Below are 22009 nucleotides of genomic sequence, written 5' to 3'. Positions count from 1 at the left end.
TCAAGATGAGATTTCCCATTGCGCAAGCAAGTAAGATCCCTCAAAGACGATGAGGTAGATAGGTTCGAGGTGGAAGCGTGGCGACACGTGCAGCTGACGAATACTAATCGATCGAGGACTTAACCAAATTGCTTTGTGAAGCGCGCGTTTCACCTGTTTCGATGTCGAATATCCAGTTTTGAGTGAACAAGTCACTCTGAAAAAAATAGTCCAGTGATGATGGCAAAGAGGCCACACCCGTTCCCATCCCGAACACGGAAGTTAAGCTCTTTTGCGCCGATGGTAGTTGGGGGTCTCCCCCTGTGAGAGTAGGACGTCGCTGGGCTATTCTATGTTTTTTTACCGCAACGAATCTTTTACCTTGCTTCCATAGCTCAGCAGGTAGAGTGCTTCCATGGTAAGGAAGAGGTCACCGGTTCGAACCCGGTTGGAAGCTTTTTGATTTCCATAAGGTTTTGTAGATTGGTGAGAGACTGTTATACTATTTATATTGGCCCCTTGGTCAAGCGGTTAAGACACCGCCCTTTCACGGCGGTAACACGGGTTCGAATCCCGTAGGGGTCACCAAATTGTTTTTTAAAAACAATTTATAGAAATAAATTTTGATTTTCGTGGAGGATTAGCTCAGCTGGGAGAGCATCTGCCTTACAAGCAGAGGGTCGGCGGTTCGATCCCGTCATCCTCCACCATTCTTCTCGGTGGGGTAGCGAAGTGGCTAAACGCGGCGGACTGTAAATCCGCTCCTTCGGGTTCGGCAGTTCGAATCTGCCCCCCACCACCAGTTTTATCTTTGGGGTATAGCCAAGCGGTAAGGCAACGGGTTTTGATCCCGTCATGCCCTGGTTCGAATCCAGGTACCCCAGCCATTTTTTTCGAGCCATTAGCTCAGTTGGTAGAGCATCTGACTTTTAATCAGAGGGTCGAAGGTTCGAATCCTTCATGGCTCATTTTTATTTTTTTCCTGCGCCTGTTCAGCGCGGGGCCTTAGCTCAGCTGGGAGAGCGCGACGCTGGCAGTGTCGAGGTCAGGGGTTCGAGCCCCCTAGGCTCCATTGTTCCATGTGTATTTGTACTATCCATGTGTAAAAACCCGTTTCCATTAACTTGGAGACGGGTTTTTTTTAGTTAGTTTCCAATGTATTCGGATTGCGGCCGGAAAATGACATTGTCCCGCTGCTGTTCGAGTACGTGAGCAGTCCAGCCGACTATGCGAGCGACTCTGAAAGTGGGTGTGAATAAAGCCGGCGGCATATCGATCGAGCGCATAATGGCAGCTGCATAAAATTCAACATTTGTGTAAAGGGCGCGCCCCGGTTTTCGTTCATTCAGCAAGCGGATGATTTCCTGTTCTGCAGATACGGCTAAATCGAGCCAAGGGTCTTCGCCTGCGAGTGCCAAACAAGTTTCACGCAATAAAATGGAACGCGGATCTTCTGTCCGGTAAATGCGATGGCCGAACCCCATGATTTTCTCTCCTTCATCAAGTTTATGGGCAATGACGGGTTCAATTCGTTCGGGAGATTGGATTTCTTCCAACAGATCGATGACACCAGAAGGAGCGCCGCCATGCAAGGGGCCTTTCATCGTTCCGATCGCTGATGTGATGGCTGACACCATATCCGATTCGGTAGAAACCGTCACCCGTGCGGCGAAAGTGGAGGCGTTCATGCCGTGCTCCATGGTCAATTTTAAATAAGTTTCCAATGCCTCAATTTGGGCAGCTGTCGGCTCTGTACCTTTTAACATCCATAAATAATTGGCCGTGTGGTTCAAAGCTTCCCGAGCATCGATGGGTGGGAGTCCTTGCTGTAAGCGGTAGAGTAAAGCCGTTAAAACCGGAAAGACTGAAACGAGAGATAACGCTTGTTGCTCAGGAGTTGTACGTGAAAATTCTTGTTGGCTATAAGCTGAAAGTAAAGTACGCAGCCCGTCTATGATAGGGGCTTCTTTTGGCAGCAATTTCGCGATTTCCAAGATGTGTTCCGGTACTTTCCGGTATTTAATGAAAGAAGCTTCCCAGTCTTCAAGTTCTGCAGCGCTTGCGCTATGCCCATGCCATAAGAAATAAGCCGTTTCTTCAAATGATTTTCCTTTGATCACTTCATGCACTAATTTTCCGCGATAGCGTAATTCCCCTTTATCCCCGTCGACAGATGCAATGCCTGTCTGGACCGCTACTACACCTTTTAGGCCTTTTTGGAACATGTTCCTTCTCCTCCTTTTCTTTTATCATACCTCGCTGTATTGATTATAAAAATTAAAGATATATAATTAAAACAATTCAAATTATTAATTAAGAAAGGAGGCAGTTATGGAACTTTCTTGGTTAAAAACTTTTGTGGATGCGGCAGAGACCTTGAACTTCAGAAAGACATCCGAACGTTTGTTGATGTCACAGCCAAATGTGACCGTACACATCCGTTTATTAGAAGAGAGTTTAGGAATACTTCTATTTAAGCGGGAAAGGAATCGGGTAGAACTTACCGATGAAGGGCGCCATTTTCTCGGTGAAGCAAGAAAAATTTTAGCGCAAGTGGAGGTGAGCATTGACGGACTGCATGCCTTTGCACAAGGATATCGTCAGAAATGGCGATTGGCTATTTCTCCGTTAATGGCTGAGACGGTTCTCCCGTATATCTTAAAATCCTTCACATTGAATCATCCGGATATTGAACTGGTCATACAGGTCGAAGAATCCGAGAAAATCGAGGACTTGGTAGAAAACGGAGAAGTTTCAGCGGGAATTTCTGCCTTGCCGCCGGTGCGAAGGAATATTCTTCATGAAATTGTCTACGACGATCCGCTCTTATTCATTTTGCCGAGAGACGCCTATGACGATGAAAGTGGACCGACTGTTTCGGCCGAAGCGATGCTTCAATCTTCGTTTTTGTTTACTCATCACCATCCGGTATTTTGGGAAGAATTGCTGCTGAAATTGCACTTGCAAGTGACGGGAATCCGGACGATGAAAGTGACACAGGCACATATCGTAAAAAGGTTTATCCAGGAAGGGCTCGGCGTATCGTTTCTGCCGAGATCCATGGTGCGGCGGGAATTGATTGAAGGGCGCTTGATGGATGCCCATTTTGACTTGTTTCCGTTGCCTAAAGTATCGACCTATTTTTTAGCGAAAGAAATGGGCGAGCTCGAACAGGAATTTTTGCAGCGGATCCAATCCGTCTATTTTAGTTAGGAGGAAAAGAAATGATAATCGAAGAGCCAGGCATTCGTTTGCGTTTATTGAAGAGAGAGGATTTTGAAGCACTTTGGGGCTTGTATACCCCAGGTATTTTCGAACACATGCTGACAAAAGTGGAAACTTTTGAGCAGTTGGAAGCGTGGCTTGCATCCGGGCTGAACCAGTCCAACGTGTTGATCTTTGCCGTCGAGAACCCGGAAACGTCGGAAATTATCGGGACAACCCGCATCTATGCAATCGATGAAACGAATAAAAGCTGTGAAATCGGATCGACGTTCTATGCAGAATCGGCACAGCGCACACATGTGAATACCCGAGTGAAATTGGCGCTTCTCCACTATTGTTTTGAAGAACGCGGCATGATTCGTGTGCAATTCAAGACAGATGCGGAAAATATCCGTTCACAGAAAGCATTGGAACGCATCGGCGCAGTAAAAGAAGGGGTGCTGCGCAATGAGCGGATCCGGTCTACGGGCAAACCGAGAGATGCTGTGGTCTATTCCATCATCGATCGGGAATGGCCGGAAGTGGAAAAAGAATTGTTGGAAAAGTTGAATAAATATACGTGATTTTGTGCGGTTGAGCCAAGTCCCCTTTAGCAGTTACAATGAATGCATCTTGTTAAGGGGGAATAAAATCATGAATAAAAAGAATGTATCGATTATCGGTGTACCAATGGACCACGGGCAAAATCGCCGCGGCGTCGACATGGGACCAAGTGCCATTCGTTACGCAGGAGTGGTCGAACGCATCGAGGAACTTGGCTATACGGTGAAGGATGAAGGGGACATCCAAATCGGGCAAGCAGACGGTTCAGTGGAAGAAAACACGAATCTGCGCAATTTGAAAGTGATTACAGAAGCAACGGAAGCGCTGGGCGCAAAAGTTTTTGAAGTGGCGGAAGCTGGAAACTTTCCATTAGTTTTAGGCGGCGACCACAGCATTGCCATCGGGACGCTTGCAGGAATTTCAGAACGCCATGAAAATCTCGGCGTCATTTGGTACGATGCGCATGCAGATATGAATACGAGCGACACGTCGCCATCCGGCAATATCCACGGCATGCCGCTTGCTGCAAGCTTCGGGCTTGGGCATGAGCAATTGACGCATATCCGCGGCTATTCACCAAAGGTGAAACCGGAAAACATTGTCATCATCGGAGCGCGTTCAGTCGACCCGGGAGAGCGGGAATTGATCAAAGAGCGCGGCATCCGTGTATATAGCATGCACGAAACCGATAAAATGGGCATGAATGAAGTGATTGCAGATGCCATTCAGTACTTGAAAGAAGAGCGCCGGACAGACGCAGTGCATTTATCGCTTGACCTTGATGGCATCGATCCTTTGTACACGCCAGGTGTCGGCACGCCGGTTCCAGGAGGAATCACTTACCGTGAAAGCCACTTGGCAATGGAATTATTATTTGACGCCGGCATCATCACTTCTGCTGAGTTTGTTGAAGTCAATCCGATTTTAGACGAAAAGAACCGGACGGCGGATGTAGCGGTCGCATTGATCGGTTCGCTGTTTGGTGAAAAATTAGTATAAACGAGCGAAAAGCAGGCGAAAGCCTGTTTTTTTATGGGCAGAAATGAGTCTTTTATTGCCAAAAGCTTTTATATCGGAAAGAGTCGCAAAATTTCATGGATTTAAATGGGTAAACTTTGATACGATAGAAAGAGATTTGTAAAAAAGAAAATTTAATTTGAAACCTTTTGGAATCTAGTCCGTATATAAAAGACAGCCGCATAGGCGGAGGGAAATGAGATTATGGATGCGTTAGTCAATAAACGAATAAAAAAAGTGTTAAAAGGCGATCAGAACGCATTCGCCGAAATCGTTGAGCTGTATCAGCACCAGCTTTATCAAATCTGCTACCGTATGCTGAACAACAAGCATGAAGCGGAAGACATTGCGCAAGAAGCGTTTATGCGTGCTTACGTCAATCTTCATACGTTCGATCAGCAGCGTAAATTTTCGACATGGCTTTACCGCATTGCGACAAATTTATGCATTGACCGGATCCGCAAGAAAAAGCCGGATTACCATCTGGATGCGGAGGTGCGCGGAACGGAAGGGTTGGATATGTACTCCTCTATTGCCAACGATGATCAGCTGCCTGAAGAAGAGCTGATGCGGATGGAAGTCCAGGAACGTGTGCAATATGAGATCAGCCGCTTGCCAGATAAGTACCGTGCCGCTATTGTATTAAAGTACATTGAAGAATTGCCGCTGGCGGAAATCAGCGAGATTTTGGATTTGCCGCTTGGGACCGTGAAAACGCGGATACACCGGGGACGAGAAGCTCTTCGGAAGCAATTGAGCAATTTGTAGGAGGCGAGCACGATGAATACGTGTCCGGAGAACATCATTCAGTATATGGATGATTATTTAGATGGGGATATAAATGCTGCCGATGAAGCTGTCTTGAAGGCGCATTTAGAGAGCTGCATCGATTGTCGAAAGCAATACCACGAACTGACCAAAACGATTGCATTTGTCCAAAGTGCATCTCATATACAGGCACCTGCTGATTTTGTCCAAAAGACGATGCAGCGTCTGCCGAAACAAAGCCAACGGGGCGGCGTCCAACGCTGGTTCCGCAAAAATCCGATTTTGACGGCGGCAGCGCTGTTCTGTATTTTGATGAGCGCGGCCTTGTTCACAAACTTCAATGATGACCAGCAGTTTGCGTTCACGAAGCAGGAAAACCTGGTAGTGGAAGGTGAAACGGTGGTCGTGCCGGAAGGACAAGTCGTGACGGGGGATATCACCGTCCGGAACGGTGACATCCGGGTCGAAGGTGAACTTCGCGGAAACGTGACACTCGTTAACGGAAAGTATATGGCGTCAAGCGGTGTCATCACCGGGGAAATTGAAGAAATCGACCGTGCTTTCGAATGGCTTTGGTATCAGATCAAGTCAGGCGTAAAAGAAGCGGCCTCCATTTTTGGCGGCAGCGAAGATACGGAAGAATAAAAAGACAACCCTGTAAGCCAGTGAAATCGGCTTATGGAGTTGTTTTTTAAATGGGAAAATAAATAAGGAGAAAGTAGTTGAGGGCAGGTCCCGGGAGAAAAGTTTGGCTGTTTGGCAAGGCAACGGAAATAGCGTGGGCCAAATTATTCGGAAATGGGACGTATCGTACGCCTTGTAAAAATTTTGAAGAGAGTTTATACGTTTTAGAACCCCTCCAAGCGAGGCAGGCGCGATTTGATTATGCTATACTATTAGATATGCAGATGTTGAAAAGTGAGGGTTGCAGATGCCGTTTTTGGAGAATTTAACCGACCAAACACCACTCGAACTTTTAGTGAATGTCATTGATATTTTATTGGTATGGTTCGTTGTATATAAATTGATCACGATTATTAAAGGGACGAAAGCCGTCCAATTGTTAAAAGGAATCTTCTTTATCATTATTGCGTATCTGATTACCCAAGCACTCAATTTGGAAACGCTCGGATGGATTATGCAACAAGTATTGAATTGGGGATTCTTGGCCATTATCATCATATTCCAGCCCGAAATGCGCCGTGCCTTGGAGCAATTGGGGCGCGGCAAGCTGTTTTCAAGCAGCCAGTTGAATGAGGAATCGGAGCGGGGCCGTTTAATTGAAGCGATGTCGAAATCGGTCAGTTATATGGCGAAACGCCGCATCGGTGCGCTCATTTCGATTGAACGTGAAACGGGATTGAGTGAATATATCGAAACTGGAATCCCGATGAACTCAGACATTACGTCAGAGTTGCTCATTAACTTATTTATCCCGAATACGCCTTTGCATGACGGAGCTGTGATCATCCAGAAAAACCGGATAGCGGCAGCTGCCTGCTACCTGCCTTTGTCGGAAAGCCCGTTCATTTCAAAAGAACTGGGGACGCGGCACCGGGCAGCGCTTGGAATCAGTGAAGTGACGGATGCGATTACGGTCATTGTGTCGGAAGAAACCGGAGCGATCAGCTTAACGGCGAACGGCGATTTGCACCGCAATCTGTCATTGGAAGATTTCGAAGTGAAACTGCGCCGCATCTGGTTTGGCGCAGAACAGCAGGCAGCCGACTCTTCCCGTTGGAATTGGAGGGGGAAAAAGAATGGATAAAATGATGGACAACCCTTGGTTTTTGCGGATTATGGCCCTTCTATTAGCCTTTCTACTGTTTTTCACGGTGAAGTCCGGCGATGAGGCAGTCGATTCGGCTGGCAGCGGAACCGTAACGGAAGAGATAGAAGATGTGGCATTGGAAGTTTTCTATGATGATACGAATTTAATGGTCAGCGGATTGCCTGAGACCGTCGATTTGACGATTTCAGGTCCTACAAGCATTGTTCAGACAACACGTCAGCTGAAGGATTTCACGCTGTTCGTGGATTTGCGCAATTTGACGCTTGGTGAGCACCAAGTGCCGATCCAGACAGAAAATTTATCGGAAGAACTGCGTGTGCAGATTTCTCCAGCTTTTATTGATATTACGATTGAAGAGCGGGTGACACAGGAATTCCGAATCGATCCGGAAATCAACGAGCGCTTGCTGGCGGAAGGATTTGTGCTGAAAGGCATAACTGCTGAGCCGAAGACGGTGGCAGTTACCGGTCCAAAGAGTGTCATTGATGCCATCAGTTTTGTGAAAGCGACCGTAACGGGTGAAGTAGGACTGGACGATTCCTTTACCACGGAAGCGCGGGTCCGGGTTCTTGCCAATGATTTGACAAAGCTTGAAAACGTTACGATTGAACCGGAAGCGGTCGAAGTGGCCGTGGATATCAAAGAATACAGCAAAGAAGTGCCCGTCTCGATTGAAGAGAATGGTGAGCCGCAGACAGGTGTTACGATCGAGTCGTTGACGCCGTCCAGTGAAACCGTGAAGATTTCAGGTCCACCGACAGTGGTGGATGCGTTGACGGAATTTGTCGTCGAAGTCAATGCCGGTGTCATCACGCCGACCGATACGACGGTGGAAGCGGAACTGAAAAAGCCGAAAGGCACAAGCAGCGTTTCGCCTGGGAAACTGACGGTGGAAGCGGAAATCACCGTGGATGAATCGGTCCAGCTTCCGGAAGACGTGGAAAATCCGGTACTGGCAGAAGACAATCCGTCGTGAATGTCTTTAGCGCAATAAAACAAAATTGAGTATCATAAAACAATTCAAGCTTAAGAATTGAAGGAGAGAAAATAATGGGAAAATATTTTGGAACTGATGGTGTGCGGGGTGTAGCGAATACCGAACTAACACCGGAATTAGCATTTAAATTAGGCCGCTTCGGCGGATATATCTTAACAAAAAGCTCAAAAGGCAAACCGAAAGTGTTAATCGGCCGTGATACGCGTATTTCCGGGGAAATGTTGGAAGGCGCACTAGCAGCCGGCCTTTTATCCGTGGGTGCAGAAGTGATGCGCCTCGGCGTCATCAGCACACCAGGAGTTGCTTATTTAACCCGTGTCATGAGTGCAGAAGCCGGTGTCATGATTTCAGCTTCACACAACCCGGTTGAAGACAACGGCATCAAATTCTTCGGTTCGGATGGCTTTAAATTGTCGGATGACCAGGAATTTGAAATCGAAGCGTTGCTTGACGCAGAAGAAGATACATTGCCGCGCCCAACTGGCGGAGATCTTGGCAGCGTGACGGATTATTTTGAAGGCGGACAGAAATACATCCAGTATTTGAAACAGACGGTGGACGAAGAGTTCGCAGGCATTCATGTTGCGCTTGACTGTGCACACGGAGCCACTTCAACATTAGCTACACACGTATTTGCTGATTTGGATGCAGACATCTCAACGATGGGCGCTTCGCCAAATGGTTTGAACATCAACGACCATGTCGGTTCGACGCATCCTGAAAAACTGGCTGAACTAGTAGTAGCGAAAAAAGCGGATATCGGCCTTGCGTTTGATGGCGACGGCGACCGTTTGATCGCAGTGGATGAAAAAGGAACTATTGTAGATGGCGACCAGATTATGTACATAATCGCGAAACATTTGCATTCCGAAGGGCGATTGAAGAAAAACACGGTCGTTTCTACCGTGATGAGCAATATGGGCTTCTATAAAGCGTTGGAAGCACACAGCATGGAAAGCAAACAGACAGCTGTCGGTGACCGCTACGTAGTGGAAGAGATGAAGAAAAATGATTACAACTTGGGCGGCGAACAATCGGGCCACATCATTTTCCTTGATTACAACACAACCGGCGATGGTTTATTGACAGGCTTGCAGTTGGTCAACATCATGAAGATCACCGGCAAAAAATTGTCTGAGCTGGCAGAGGAGATGACGATCTTCCCGCAGAAGCTCGTCAATATCCGTGTGACGGACAAACACGCCGTGACGGACAATGCGAAAGTGGCACAGAAGATTGCCGAAGTGGAAAGCGAAATGAACGGCAACGGCCGCGTACTTGTGCGCCCGTCCGGAACAGAACCGCTTGTCCGCGTGATGGTGGAAGCAGCTTCAGTGGAAGACTGTGAAAACTACGTAGAGCGCATTGCTGAAGTAGTGCGAGCAGAAATGGGCATGAACTAAGTTTAATAAAGCGAGATGGACCGGAGGCAGCTGCTTCCGGTCTTTTTTTGTGGGGAGCAAATGGAGAGTGTGAAGGCGGCTAGCGCGCGTAAATTCAGTTGAACGCGCGCAAATCTCTGTGAGCGCGCACATTTTTCACTGAACGCGCACAAATCTTCTTGAACGCGCGTATTTTCCTATGAACGCACGTAAATTCATCCAAGCGCGCGCATTTTTTATTTCACATCCATCAGCCTTAAATAATTTCCAATTATCCGTGTGAAGAATACCCGATTTCATGTCCGAATTCTTTCCAGTCTTTCGCACCATCCGGTTCTCGCCTTAAGCCCTATTTCAATGGTGTATCGTTGACGCAGCGCAGGTTAGAGGTTATGATAAAGTTGCCTGTTTAGGGCCGCAGAAAAAGGGGGATAGTAATGCGTACGAGGAAACTAGTTAAAGCGCCTGTACTGGAAAAATTGGACGGACAAGTCACTTTCCAGTAGACGAGGAGGAGGAGTATCGAGATTTCGGCGGATACCTCCCGGCCGCGAAGCCCGGTCGTCATATCCAATACTTAAAGCAGCGGAGTAATCGGCTGTACAACGGTATGGATGGGCTCACTAAGGTGTTTGCGAACGCATGCAAATGCTTATTTTAACTTGCAGAAAACTGGAGGAATTGGATTATGTGTGGAATTGTTGGATATATTGGGGAAAACGACTCGAAAGAAATTTTGTTAAAAGGGCTTGAACGCCTGGAATACCGCGGCTACGATTCAGCGGGTATCGCTGTACGCAACGGAAAAGGCATCACCGTCTTTAAAGAGAAAGGCCGCATCGCTGACTTGCGTGCTGTCGTAGAAGATGAAGTGGTTGGAACGACTGGAATCGGCCATACGCGCTGGGCGACTCACGGAAAACCGAACCGCGTCAATGCGCACCCTCACCAAAACGAAAATGACCGTTTCACATTGGTGCATAACGGCGTCATCGAAAACTACCACCACATTCAGCGCGATTACTTGGCTGGCGTGGAAATGGAGTCTGACACAGATACGGAAATCGTCGTGCAATTGATCGGCAAATTTGTCGAAGAAGGCATGACAACTCAAGAAGCGTTCAGCAAAACTTTGACGTTATTGAAAGGTTCTTATGCTATCGCTTTGCTTGATGCAGAAGAAGAACAGACAATTTTTGTTGCGAAAAACAAGAGCCCATTGCTTGTCGGCCTTGGCGACGGCTTTAACGTCGTAGCAAGCGACGCTATGGCGATGCTGCAAATCACCGATCAATTCGTGGAATTGATGGATAAAGAAATCGTCATCGTCCGCAAAGACAGCGTCGAAATCTTAACATTGGATGGGGAAGCGGTCAGCCGCCAGCCATTCAAAGCGGAAATCGACATGAGCGATATCGAAAAAGGGACTTACCCTCACTATATGCTAAAAGAAATCGATGAGCAGCCAGCTGTGATGCGCAAAATCATCCAAGCTTACCAAGGCGCGGATGAAAAATTAACGATCCAGCCGGAAATCATCGAAGCGGTGAAACAAGCGGACCGCATCCACATCATTGCTGCGGGTACAAGCTATCATGCAGGATTGATCGGAAAAGAGTATTTGGAAAAAATGGCTGGCATTCCAGTAGAAGTGCACGTAGCAAGTGAATTTGGCTACAACATGCCGCTTCTTTCTGAAAAACCGCTATTCGTCTTTATTTCACAATCAGGCGAAACAGCAGACAGCCGCCAAGTATTGGTGAAAATCAAGAAACTCGGCCATCCGTCACTAACGATCACAAACGTAGCGGGCTCAACGCTTTCACGTGAAGCTGACCATACGTTATTGTTGTATGCAGGACCTGAAATTGCCGTTGCTTCGACAAAAGCCTACACAGCGCAAATCGCTGTCCTTTCAATCTTGGCTGCTGTAACAGCTAAATCTAAAGGAATCGACATCGGCTTTGATCTTGTGCAGGAACTTGGAATCGTGGCGAACGCGATCCAGTCGCAAGTTGACATGAAAGAAGAAATGGAACAAATCGCACGCGATTTCCTTTCAACAACACGCAATTGCTTCTTTATCGGCCGCGTTATGGATTACTTCGTGGGCCTAGAAGGCGCATTGAAATTGAAAGAGATTTCGTACATCCAAGCAGAAGGCTTTGCCGGCGGCGAATTGAAGCACGGTACGATTGCCTTGATCGAAGAAGGCACACCGGTTATCGCTCTTGCGACGCAAGAAGCGGTTAACTTGAGCATCCGCGGCAACGTGAAAGAAGTAGCGGCGCGCGGTGCACACCCTTGCATTATTTCCATGGAAGGCTTGCAGGAAGACGGCGACAGCCTTGTGCTTCCGAAAGTGCATGAATTGTTGTCACCATTAGTATCGGTCATCCCGATGCAATTGATTTCTTACTATGCAGCGCTTCACCGCGACTGCGACGTAGACAAGCCGCGCAACTTGGCGAAATCCGTAACAGTCGAATAAAAATCATGAAATTACGCTCCTTCGGATATGCCATCCGAAAGGGCGTTTTTTTATCTTTTGAAATATGATACGGTTAACTCAATTAAAATTGGAGGAGATCTAATGGAGACATTTGAAGAGTTCTTATCGAAGATTGGTGAGCCCGATCACAAGGGAAGGCTCGAAGAAATTCTGGGATGGATCAAGGAGAAATTTCCGCAGCTCGAGACGGCGATCAAATGGAATCAGCCGATGTTCACGGACCACGGCACGTTCATCATCGCTTTCAGTGTAGCGAAAAAGCATTTATCGGTGGCGCCGGAGAAAGTGGCCATCGTCCAGTTTTCAGAACCGATTGATCAGGCAGGCTATAGCCAGACGCAGGAACTATTCCGCATCCCATGGAACAAGCCGGTGGATTTTGATTTACTTGAGAAAATAATCGCTTTTAACATCGAAGACAAAGCTGATTGCCAAAGCTTCTGGCGAAAATGAAAAAGGGATTAAATTGTCAAAATTCCGTTTATTGCATAATCATCTCACGTGAAATGGTATACTAGATGAAAAGCATGGAGGAGATTCGATGAACTGGGTTGTTTTGAATGACAAGAAGACGATGGCGGGCCTCATCTTATCGATTTTATTGAGCATTGCCGCCGTTTTCCTAGCTGTAAAGGATAATAGCTACTGGACAGTGCTTGTACTAGCTGTTTTCGTGCTCCTGTTTTTCAGTATTTCGCGAGCCGACCGGCTAACGAAACAATGAAAAAGGAGGGATGGCATGCTGAATTTTATCGACGATTTGACTGGAGCCGTTTACGATGTAGCGAGGATGCTGTTAAAGGGATTCGGTTATTTTGCAGCAGGAGTAGTGATTGTTGCAACACCTTTGTATCTCTTGGCTTTTTCGTTTGAATGGATTGCAAAAATTATGATTGCCTGGGATTTTTACAGGTAAGCTGGTGCCGAAGGGCATCGGCTTTTTTTGTGGAAAAAAATTCCGGTTAAGAGTAAGGTGGAAATTACCGATAAAGTAGATAAAGGCGTTTTACAGGAAAATGGGGGAGTTTAGTGGAGCAGATAGCGGAGTTAGAAGGAAAAGTGCAGGAGCTTTTAAGCTTATTGGATGCATCGAAGCAATTGAATTCCAATTTGGCGATTGAAGAGGTGTTTCAGAACATTCTTTTGCAGATGGTGGAAGTAGTCGGCGCGGAAGCGGGGACGCTTTGGGTAACGGATGATGATGAGAAAGAAGAAATCAAGGCGGTGGCGGCTTTCGGCCCCTCGTCTTCGACCATTTTAAATATCAAATTGAAAAAAGATGAAGGCATTGTGGGGAAAGTCATTTCGGAAGGCCAGGCACAGCTGATTGAAAACGCAGCGACCGATCCGAACTGGACAAACCGGGTCGACCATTCAAGCGGCTTTGTAACGAAATCGATGATTACCGTGCCGTTGATTGTGAAGGATACGGTACTTGGCGCCTTGCAATTGCTGAATAAAAAACACACCGCTTTCTTCACGGAACAAGACATGAGACTTGCCCAAGCGCTCGCGAACCAATCGGCACTTGCGCTGCAGAACAGCCAAATGTACGATGCACTCTACAAAATGTTCGTCAGCATGATCCGGACGCTCGCAAAAGTGCTGGATGCACGGGATCCGTATACAGCTGGGCATTCGGAACGGGTAGCGAAATATTCCGTCTGGATCGGAGAACGCCTGGGCTTGGGATTGACGATGCGGGAAGAACTTTATAAAGCGGCGCTGCTCCACGACATCGGCAAAATCGGCATTACCGACGAAGTGCTCAGAAAACCGGAGCGCCTGACATTCGAAGAATACGAATTGATCAAGCAGCACACCGTCATCGGAGCGGATATCTTATCGAATATGGAGCCGAAGTCTTCGATGGTCTATGCAATCGAGGCGACGCGCTCGCATCATGAACGCTTAGACGGCTCCGGCTATCCGGATGCTTTAAAAGAAGGGGACATTCCGCTATTTGCAAGAATCGTCGGCGTCGCAGATACCTTTGATGCGATGACGACAACCCGCTCTTACAGCGTCGGCTTGTCTTACCGGGAAAGTGCAGCGGAACTCCTCCGCTGCCGCGGCACGCTGTTCGATGCAGAAATTGTCGATGCGTTCATCAGCATCCTCGAAGAATGCAATTATGACTTTGATGACTGCGATATTGAACATGAAGATGAGTATAAACTATGAGCCAGTTTGATTGGCTGTTAATCGGGCATTTAATCGGTGATTTTCTATTGCAGACTTCTTGGATGGCGAAATACAAGGCGACGAAATGGCTGCCTTTATTGACCCATGTGTCGGTCTATACAATCATAGTGGGGAGTGTCGGCTGGTTATCCGGCGGCTTATCGCTAGAAGGAATTGCCATCATCTTCATCGGACATGTCATTTTAGACCGCAAAACTTTTGTCGCTTTCTGGGTACGCCGTGTCCAAACAGCTAAAGGGCCTGAAAAGGTCTGGCTGTCCATCATGGCTGACCAGATCTTCCATGTGATTTTATTAGCTGTCGCGATTGCGATATCTTAGGAGCGAAGCAGATGAATTATGCAGTAAAGAATTATACGATGGAGCGGGAATTTCCGCTTCGTAAAGAAACGATCTGGAAATTGTTGAGCGACAACAATCGCTTGAATTTATACATCGGCCTTTTTCCGGTCGCCTTCAGTGAAGCGAAAAAAGAAGGCAACGGTGTTTTTTTCCGGGAAGGCCGGGCGAAAATCGCCAACACGGTTCCGCTGCACTGGCGGGAGTATCCGTTCCAGTGGGAAGAGAACCGTGCGTATTCCGTGGAGCGCCGCTATATTGGCGGCCCGCTTCACTATTACCTGTGGGGTGTTGAACTATTCGAAGCAAAAGACGGTTCGCCGAATAAAACCGGCGTGCGCATCAAGGCTTCGTTCAAAGCGCGCAACGCTTTAGGTGCTGCGGCGATTCCGCTCATCGGTTTGCAGTCGATGAAAAACAGCATGAAGTACTTGGAAGAATATTTGGCATCGGGAGCGGATGATCCGTTCAACGCTCCGCAGAAATCGTCCAGCCATAAAGTGCAGCTCGATGAACTCGAGCGGCTGGAAACGGCATTGCGGAAGCGGCCGGTGAAAGAAAAGTATGTGGCACTGCTTCATGATTATTTGATCGAAAAAAGCAGCCAAGACGTCGCCCATATCGAACCCGCGCTGCTTGCGAACTTATGGCATGCGGACTTGGACGAAGTGCTCCGACTCTTATTGTATGCAACGAAAGAAGGCATGCTGAACTTGAGCTGGAATCTGATCTGCCCGAATTGCCGCATATCGAAGTCGGAACAGAATTCGTTGTCGGACATCACCGAACAATTCCACTGCGACCTGTGCGGCATCAACTACGATGCGAATTTCGACCAATACGTTGAATTGCAGTTTTCGGTGCATCCGTCTGTACGAAAAGCGTATGCGGAAGTGTATTGCGTCGGCGGTCCGATGATCACGCCGCATGTAAAGATGCAGAAAATCGTTGGGATGGGGGAAACCGTTTTACTCAACATTCCCGAAAGCTTGGAATCGTTGCGGGTACGGGTAGTCCAGGCGAATGATCAAGTGCGGTTCGAGACAGGCAAGGGGCAAAAAGGACGCGATTCTTTGGTTTATTCCGATGGAGGGTGGTCGTTTGCATCGATTGGAAATCCGTCAGAAGTCGAAATCACGAATTCCAGTTCGAACGACATCGTCATTGTGCTGGAACAGGATTCATGGAATGCCGAAAAAGTCACGGCGGCGAAAGTCACGGCGATGCAGGAATTCCACGATCTGTTTTCGTCGGAAGTGCTGTCGCCCGGCAAGAAAATCGGCATCGACCGGGTGACGATCCTGTTCACGGATTTGAAAGGCTCGACGTCGTTATACGAAACGGTCGGTGATGCCGCAGCTTACGGCCAGGTGCGACGGCATTTTGAATTCTTGACGCAGCACATCGCGAAAAACTCTGGCAGCGTCGTGAAAACCATCGGCGATGCGGTGATGGCGGTGTTCCATTTGCCGGAAGACGGCTTGAAAGCGGCACTTGAAATCCAACAGAATCTGGCTGCGTTCAATAACGGTGCGAATGAAGACATCGTTTTGAAAATCGGCTTATACAGCGGACCGGCAATTGCGGTGAATTCAAATGACCGGCTCGATTATTTCGGCCGCACCGTCAATATTGCAGCGCGCATTGAAGGACAAGCGGAAGGCGGCGACATCGTCTTCAGCAGCGACTATATGGAACAGGCGAATTTGCGGAAACTACTGGATGCAAAAGGCATGCAGCTTGAAGCCTTCATGGCGAACTTGAAAGGCATCGAAGGCAGTGTGGGATTGATGCGCTTGAAGACGGCTGCGCCAGCCATCAAAACAGTCGGATAAAAAATGGAGACAGTCCAGAGAGAGCCATCGTGCTTCTTTCTGGACTGTTTTATTTTTTCCTTCAGACCTTTGGCTGAAATGCATTGAATTCGAGACATTCTTCTAGATAGTTGCGGGAAAGACTGTTTATACTAGTACCATAGATGGAAAGGCGGAGGAATAGATGGAGAAGTATCGCATTGATGAAAGCAAAGGGATGGAATTCGGAATTTATACGTTGGGGGATCATTTGCCGAATCCGCTGACAGGTGAACGGATTTCCGCAAAAGAACGGGTCCATGAAATTATCGAATACGCCAAGCTCGCAGAACAAGCAGGCGTCGACTTTTTCAGCGTCGGCGAAAGCCATCAGGACTATTTCGCGACGCAAGCACATACAGTTGTATTGTCGGCAATTGCACAAGCGACAGAAAAGATTAAAATCGCGAGTTCGTCGACGATCATCAGCACTTCCGATCCGGTACGGGTCTATGAAGACTTCTCGACGATCGATTTGATTTCAGGCGGACGTGCAGAAATCGTTGCAGGGCGTGCGTCACGTGTCGGCTTGTTCGACTTGCTGGGCTACGATGTCCGCAATTACGAGGAATTATTCGAAGAGAAATTCGAATTGCTGTTGAATTTAAATGAAGAAGAAGTAGTCAATTGGAACGGCGAGTTCCGTGCGCCACTAAGAGATGCACGCGTGCTGCCGCGCCCTGTGACTGGTTCGATGCCGATTTGGCGCGCAGTTGGCGGAACACCTGCCAGTGCGATGAAAGCAGGATACGCCGGCGTGCCGATGTTTATGGCGCATCTCGGCGGTTCGACAGCGGTATTTAAACGCACAATCGATGCCTACCGACAAGCGGCAAGAGCAGGCGGACACGACCCAGCCCAGCTGCCGGTCGCAACAGCAGGCTTTTTCTATGCAGCCGATTCGATGCAGCAGGCCTTGAAAGACCTGTACCCGCATATCAACGAAGGCATGAAGCTGACAAACGGGCAAGGATTCCCGAAACAGCTATTCGCACAAGGCGCCGATCCACAAAACATCATGAACGTCGGCAGCCCGCAGCAAATCATCGAAAAGATCCTGCACCAGCACGAAGTCTTCGGCCACCAGCGCTATATCGCGCAAATCGATTTCGGCGGCATGCCGTTTGACAATATCCGCAAAAACCTGGAATTGATCGGTACGGAAATCTTGCCGGCCATCAAGAAATACACGGCGAAATAGGAGGCGATGAAAATGAAGATCGTAGGATTATCCGGTTCAAGAGTCGGGTCGAAAACCCGGATTGCGATGGATTATACACTTAGCGTTTTGGCGGCGAAATACCCGGACGCAGAAACCGTCTTGCTCGACCTTGCGGATTACGACGTCCAGTTCAGCGACGGCCGCAACTACTTGGAATATGAAGGCGACACAGGCTATGTCACGCGCACGCTCATGGAAGCGGACGCCATCATCATCGGCACGCCGATTTTCCAGGCGTCGATTCCGGCGACCTTAAAGAATATCTTCGACTTGCTTCCGGTGGACGCGCTTCGCGACAAAGTCGTCAGCCTGTTCATCACGGCAGGATCTTCGAAGCATTACTTGATTGCGGAACTTCAGCTCAAGCCGATTCTCGCATATATGAAAGCGCAGCTTGTCCAGACCTTCGTCTTTATTGAAGAACAGGATTTCTACCGGAAAGAAATCGTCAACGACGATGTCCGCCTTCGCCTCGAGCGGCTTGTGGAAGACACCGTAATGTTGACCGAGACGTTTACGCAGATCCGGGAAGCGAAAGAAGCGGAGTACGATTTTTAAGAAGTGATGAAATTTCAGAATAGATTGCCAATAAATGCCTTTTGAGATATGTTTATCTTAGAAGGTGTTTTTTGTGCGTTGATTTTCGTGTAGAAGCGTATTTAGCCGGTTACTGGGCGTATTTTTAGTGCTACTGAGCGTATTTCCCTTGTAATGGGGCGTATTTTTGAAACAATAGAGCGTATTTTATTTAAATAAAAAAACCATTAAAGGAGGCGGTCATTATGTCAAATAATTACATGAACATCAATACGATCAACAAGGGGATGGCGAAGGACTGACGAACAGCTCCGCATTTTCCCCGCAAATTGGAAGGGGAACCTAGATGAACGCAAGAAATGTAACGTTTACAGAAGTAAATGAAGAAAACTGGTATGCCTGCTGCGGGCTCGAAGTATCCGAGGAGCAAGCAGCCCATATTGAACCGAATGCGGTATCGATTGCACAACTGCATTTTGAGCCGACCTTAAAAGCGTATGTGATTTACGCAGATGACACGCTTGTGGGCTTCCTGATGTTCAACACGGTGCCGGAAGAACTGGACGGCTACTGGATTTACCGCATCATGATTGATAAGAAATTTCAAGGCTCAGGAATCGGAAAAGCGGCAACGCAGCTGATGATGAACGAAATGAAAACAAAATGGAACGCCGAGAAAATCGTTGTGGGCTACCATCCGGAAAATAAGGGAGCCCATCAGCTGTATAAAAGCTTAGGGTTTATTGATGAAGGCAATCGGTTCGGCAAGGAAATGGCGGTTATCCATTATTTTAACAAGTGAGGAAACTAACTATGACAGAGGAAGAATTAAAGCGGAAACTGCAAAGGGAACACGCGATAGACGATTTGCTTATCCAATCGATGGCCGACCATATCGGTTCTGTGGACAGTGAACTCCGGGACGAACTGATTTATGGAACCTTTTCGACGTGGATCATGGAAGGCCGGCTGAAGGGCGATCAATTGGCCGAGTTGCTCGACATCTCTTTGGAGCTGCTGTTTAAAGGAATCGGCGAGAGCGGAACGGATACGGTATTCACGCGTTCTTTCGCATCGCTTTGGATTGCGGCAATTCTTTACAGCGACAATAAGCATGATTTTTTACCGGAAGCGGCGATTGAAAAAACTCATGAAGCCCTTCTCGCATATATGCCGGCAGAACAGGATATCCGCGGCTACGTACCCGTAAAAGGCTGGGCGCATAGCGTCGCCCATGCGGCGGATGCGTTTGATGAACTTGTAAAAAATCCGAAACTGGATGCAGCGGCTTACCCGGAACTCGCAAAAGCGCTATGGAATAAAATCTTTATCTCCGAAAGCGTGTATGTCCATGCGGAAGAGGAGCGGCTATTGATGCCCCTTCTGGAAATGTTGGAACGCGGAATGGATCTGAAAGTTATAGAAGATTTATTAACGGAAATGCCGGAGAAAGTGCTGCTTCAAAAACAGCAGCTGCCTGAAGAAAACTATTGGTTTTTGGTGGCGAACTGCAAAGGGTTATTGAAGAGTTTCTATGTGGAAACCGGTAAGAAGCTGAATTTATCAATCTTGCAAAAGAATATTGGAGAGAGCTTAAAAGCGATGGAGTAAAGGTTTGCGGACGGGAGAGGAATTATGGGGGAGTTAAGGGCAGAAACCGATTATTTTCACTTATATGAAATGGCTGCAGGGATATTTGCGGCGGTCGCGAAACCCGGCACCGGCGCTTGGAGCAACGCGGGAGTAGTGGATTTAGGAGAAGAGCTGTTGGTCTTCGATTCGTTCAGTACGCCTTCTGCGGCACAGGAGCTGCGAAATCAAGCAGAGAAACTGACCGGAAAAAAAGTGAAGCATCTTATTAACAGCCATTATCACGGCGACCACGTTTTTGGCAATCAAGTATTTGAAGATGCTGCCATCATTTCAACTTCATTGACCCGGCAGTTATTTGAAGAACAAAACGTTCTAAAGGAAATTGCCGTTGAACAAGCGGAAATGGCGCATTATCTTCTCAGTTTGGAACATCAAATCAAAGCGGCCGAAAATCCGGTGATCCGGGCGAGCCTCATCAATCAATCGGAAGAGATGGCAAGAGTGAAAGAAGAACTGCCGCATATGAAAATGGTCTTGCCCACTGTTGCGTTTGAAGACAGCCGCATTTTCCAGGGCTCAAAACGGACGGTGGAACTGCATTGCCTGGGCGGAGCGCATACACCGAGCGATAGTTTTCTGTATCTCCCTGAAGAAAAAATCCTGTTTGCGGGCGACATCGTGACAGAAGCGTTGCATTTGCCTATCTACGACCCCGATGGCTTTTTGAAAACCTTAGAAGCATTAAAAACTTTCGAAATTGATGCGGTGCTGCCTGGCCATGGCGCGATCCACTCGGTGAAAATCATCGAAGCGATGCATGATTATCTCCTGCTGCTGAGTGATTCGGCGAAGCAAGCACACGATGAAAAAGTGGCTCTCGAGGAGTATGTAGCGGAATTTTTATTGCCGGAAGCTTACGCGAAATGGCGAGGGACGAATGGCATCCAGCGGAACTTGAAGACTGTCTATAATTTCTATGAGGCAAAAGAGAAGGAATGAATAGGATGGAAGAACAATTAAACCAAGCGATCCAGTTAAGAAATGAAGGCAAAACAAGGGAATCGAATAAGTTGCTGGTGGAATTAGCCGAGCAGTTTCCAAAAGATGCTTTGCTGAATTACCAGTGTGCCTGGAGCTTTGATGTATTGGGCGAAGAAGCGGAAGCTGTCCCTTATTACGAAAAGGCAATTGAATTGGGCTTGTCCGGAAAAGATCTGGAAGGGGCCATCATTGGCCTCGGAAGTACTTGGAGAACTTTAGGCGAGTATAAAAAATCGCAGAACGTCTTTTTGAATGGAATTGAACTTTTTCCGGAAAATCGAGCCATCCGTGTGTTTTATTCGATGACGCTCTATAATCTAAAACAGCATAGCCAAGCGATGGAAATCTTGCTTCGCTGTTTGGCTGAAACAACGAGTGACGAAGAAATTTCAAGCTATCAGAAAGCAATCGGCTTTTATGCAGGAGACTTGGACAAAGTGTGGAACTGAAATCCGAAATGATACAGGAGAAAACAAATGTACAGTCCAAAATGGAGCAAAGCGAAAAAGAAGTTGAAGAGCCTGACCTGTGAATCGCTCGCTGGCCGAGTAGATTTCCAAGTCATGAACTACCGGAAAGCACATGATGGGCTTGGGCGCGCGGTTATCACGGTAGACGGAAAAGAATTGCTCAGCATGTGCACGATCACGGCGGAGCGGGAAGAGTATGAAAAGGAATGGGCGCTGCGGCACTCGCAGGAATTCTATGAATTTGACGATGTCGATGAAAACATCCGCATCCAGGATACCGCCCATCAATTAATCAAACAAGAAGGCATCTACGCACAATACGATTTCTTCGATGCGCTCGAATCCTATTTCAATGCGCCGATCTCTGAATCGCTGGCGTCGAAAAACCACATCATCCAAATCCTTAGCTTAGTGGACCGGCGCGTCGGCAAGCGGACACTTTTGAAAATGGAAAAGAGAATCGTTCACGAACATGAATGGATCCAAAACGTTTACAAGCTCCGATGCGAAGCGGAAGGAATTTTGACAGTATAAA

General features: G+C 47.6%; 23 protein-coding genes, 7 tRNA genes and 2 rRNA genes. 31 read left to right on the top strand and 1 reads right to left on the bottom strand.

Translation table 11 applies throughout. The features are described 5' to 3' along the window. The 9 genes from NFU07_RS11500 to NFU07_RS11460 form a co-directional block, all read left to right on the top strand. Positions 1–127 (top strand): 23S ribosomal RNA (locus tag NFU07_RS11500); the annotation flags it as partial. A gap of 82 nt (positions 128–209) precedes the next feature. Further along, positions 210–325, top strand: a 5S ribosomal RNA gene (rrf, locus tag NFU07_RS11495). A gap of 38 nt (positions 326–363) precedes the next feature. Continuing rightward, positions 364–436, top strand: a tRNA-Thr gene (locus NFU07_RS11490). Between the two features lie 56 nt (positions 437–492). Continuing rightward, a tRNA-Glu gene (locus tag NFU07_RS11485) sits at positions 493–567 on the top strand. Positions 568–613: 46 nt separating this feature from the next. Further along, a tRNA-Val gene (locus NFU07_RS11480) sits at positions 614–689 on the top strand. Between the two features lie 8 nt (positions 690–697). Beyond that, positions 698–781, top strand: a tRNA-Tyr gene (locus tag NFU07_RS11475). A 10-nt stretch (positions 782–791) separates the two neighbouring features. Next, positions 792–866 (top strand) — tRNA-Gln (locus NFU07_RS11470). Positions 867–874: 8 nt separating this feature from the next. After that, positions 875–947: transfer RNA gene (locus NFU07_RS11465), tRNA-Lys, on the top strand. Positions 948–978: 31 nt separating this feature from the next. After that, a tRNA-Ala gene (locus NFU07_RS11460) sits at positions 979–1051 on the top strand. 73 nt (positions 1052–1124) lie between these two features. On the opposite strand, the gene NFU07_RS11455 is transcribed toward NFU07_RS11460, so the two are convergent. Further along, on the bottom strand, positions 1125–2204 hold the full coding sequence (locus NFU07_RS11455; protein ID WP_251478211.1) for a citrate synthase/methylcitrate synthase: 1080 nt from the start codon (positions 2202–2204) through the stop codon (positions 1125–1127). 106 nt (positions 2205–2310) lie between these two features. On the opposite strand from NFU07_RS11455, the gene NFU07_RS11450 reads away from it, so the two are divergent. From NFU07_RS11450 to NFU07_RS11345, 22 genes are all read left to right on the top strand, one after another. Continuing rightward, on the top strand, positions 2311–3192 hold the full coding sequence (locus tag NFU07_RS11450; protein WP_251478208.1) for a LysR family transcriptional regulator: 882 nt from the start codon (positions 2311–2313) through the stop codon (positions 3190–3192). An 11-nt stretch (positions 3193–3203) separates the two neighbouring features. Continuing rightward, positions 3204–3767: a GNAT family N-acetyltransferase gene (locus NFU07_RS11445; RefSeq protein WP_251478203.1), complete on the top strand. Its 564-nt coding sequence runs from the start codon at positions 3204–3206 to the stop codon at positions 3765–3767. A 70-nt stretch (positions 3768–3837) separates the two neighbouring features. Further along, positions 3838–4746: an arginase gene (gene rocF, locus NFU07_RS11440; protein WP_251478200.1), complete on the top strand. Its 909-nt coding sequence runs from the start codon at positions 3838–3840 to the stop codon at positions 4744–4746. Between the two features lie 222 nt (positions 4747–4968). Further along, positions 4969–5532: an RNA polymerase sigma factor SigW gene (gene sigW / locus NFU07_RS11435; RefSeq protein WP_052654028.1), complete on the top strand. Its 564-nt coding sequence runs from the start codon at positions 4969–4971 to the stop codon at positions 5530–5532. 12 nt (positions 5533–5544) lie between these two features. After that, a complete protein-coding gene (locus NFU07_RS11430; RefSeq protein ID WP_251478196.1) occupies positions 5545–6177 on the top strand; it encodes an anti-sigma factor family protein in 633 nt (210 codons plus the stop codon). A 286-nt stretch (positions 6178–6463) separates the two neighbouring features. After that, on the top strand, positions 6464–7300 hold the full coding sequence (gene cdaA, locus NFU07_RS11425; RefSeq protein WP_251478193.1) for a diadenylate cyclase CdaA: 837 nt from the start codon (positions 6464–6466) through the stop codon (positions 7298–7300). Beyond that, entirely contained in the window at positions 7293–8300 is a 1008-nt protein-coding gene (locus NFU07_RS11420; protein ID WP_251478190.1) for a CdaR family protein, read from the top strand. The genes cdaA and NFU07_RS11420 overlap by 8 nt, the downstream gene beginning before the upstream one ends. Positions 8301–8374: 74 nt before the next feature. Continuing rightward, a complete protein-coding gene (gene glmM / locus NFU07_RS11415) occupies positions 8375–9724 on the top strand; it encodes a phosphoglucosamine mutase (RefSeq protein WP_251478187.1) in 1350 nt (449 codons plus the stop codon). Between the two features lie 667 nt (positions 9725–10391). Next, entirely contained in the window at positions 10392–12194 is a 1803-nt protein-coding gene (glmS, locus tag NFU07_RS11410; RefSeq protein ID WP_251478185.1) for a glutamine--fructose-6-phosphate transaminase (isomerizing), read from the top strand. A 102-nt stretch (positions 12195–12296) separates the two neighbouring features. Next, positions 12297–12668 (top strand): iron chaperone, encoded by a 372-nt coding sequence (locus NFU07_RS11405; RefSeq protein ID WP_251478181.1) that lies wholly within the window; start codon positions 12297–12299, stop codon positions 12666–12668. Between the two features lie 88 nt (positions 12669–12756). Further along, entirely contained in the window at positions 12757–12939 is a 183-nt protein-coding gene (locus tag NFU07_RS11400; RefSeq protein ID WP_251478178.1) for a hypothetical protein, read from the top strand. Between the two features lie 15 nt (positions 12940–12954). Beyond that, complete coding sequence (locus NFU07_RS11395; protein ID WP_251478175.1) at positions 12955–13131, top strand: hypothetical protein; 177 nt, start codon at positions 12955–12957, stop codon at positions 13129–13131. Positions 13132–13244: 113 nt separating this feature from the next. Further along, positions 13245–14399 carry a GAF and HD-GYP domain-containing protein gene (locus NFU07_RS11390; protein ID WP_251478173.1) on the top strand — a complete coding sequence of 385 codons (1155 nt, stop codon included), beginning with the start codon at positions 13245–13247 and terminating at the stop codon, positions 14397–14399. After that, entirely contained in the window at positions 14396–14740 is a 345-nt protein-coding gene (locus NFU07_RS11385) for a DUF3307 domain-containing protein (protein ID WP_251478169.1), read from the top strand. Before NFU07_RS11390 ends, NFU07_RS11385 begins: the two co-directional genes overlap by 4 nt. An 11-nt stretch (positions 14741–14751) precedes the next feature. Next, complete coding sequence (locus NFU07_RS11380) at positions 14752–16593, top strand: adenylate/guanylate cyclase domain-containing protein (RefSeq protein ID WP_251478166.1); 1842 nt, start codon at positions 14752–14754, stop codon at positions 16591–16593. 163 nt (positions 16594–16756) lie between these two features. Further along, positions 16757–17812, top strand: coding sequence for an LLM class flavin-dependent oxidoreductase (locus tag NFU07_RS11375; protein WP_251478163.1), 1056 nt, complete (start codon positions 16757–16759; stop codon positions 17810–17812). Positions 17813–17824: 12 nt separating this feature from the next. Next, entirely contained in the window at positions 17825–18391 is a 567-nt protein-coding gene (locus tag NFU07_RS11370; protein WP_251478160.1) for an NADPH-dependent FMN reductase, read from the top strand. 325 nt (positions 18392–18716) lie between these two features. Further along, a complete protein-coding gene (locus NFU07_RS11365) occupies positions 18717–19172 on the top strand; it encodes a GNAT family N-acetyltransferase (RefSeq protein ID WP_251478157.1) in 456 nt (151 codons plus the stop codon). An 11-nt stretch (positions 19173–19183) separates the two neighbouring features. After that, the gene (locus NFU07_RS11360; RefSeq protein WP_251478154.1) at positions 19184–19981 is read left to right on the top strand and encodes a DUF2785 domain-containing protein; all 798 of its coding nucleotides are present in this window, start codon (positions 19184–19186) and stop codon (positions 19979–19981) included. A 24-nt stretch (positions 19982–20005) separates the two neighbouring features. Next, entirely contained in the window at positions 20006–20962 is a 957-nt protein-coding gene (locus NFU07_RS11355) for an MBL fold metallo-hydrolase (RefSeq protein ID WP_251478151.1), read from the top strand. Positions 20963–20967: 5 nt separating this feature from the next. Continuing rightward, positions 20968–21453, top strand: coding sequence for a tetratricopeptide repeat protein (locus NFU07_RS11350; protein WP_251478149.1), 486 nt, complete (start codon positions 20968–20970; stop codon positions 21451–21453). 27 nt (positions 21454–21480) lie between these two features. After that, on the top strand, positions 21481–22008 hold the full coding sequence (locus NFU07_RS11345) for an SF0329 family protein (protein ID WP_251478146.1): 528 nt from the start codon (positions 21481–21483) through the stop codon (positions 22006–22008). Position 22009 lies beyond the last annotated feature (1 nt).

This window comes from Planococcus sp. NCCP-2050, assembly GCF_023708025.1.
Lineage (GTDB): Bacteria > Bacillota > Bacilli > Bacillales_A > Planococcaceae > Planococcus.
The sequence above is the reverse complement of the archived record's forward strand: the minus strand, read 5'-3'. Positions and strand labels throughout refer to the sequence as shown.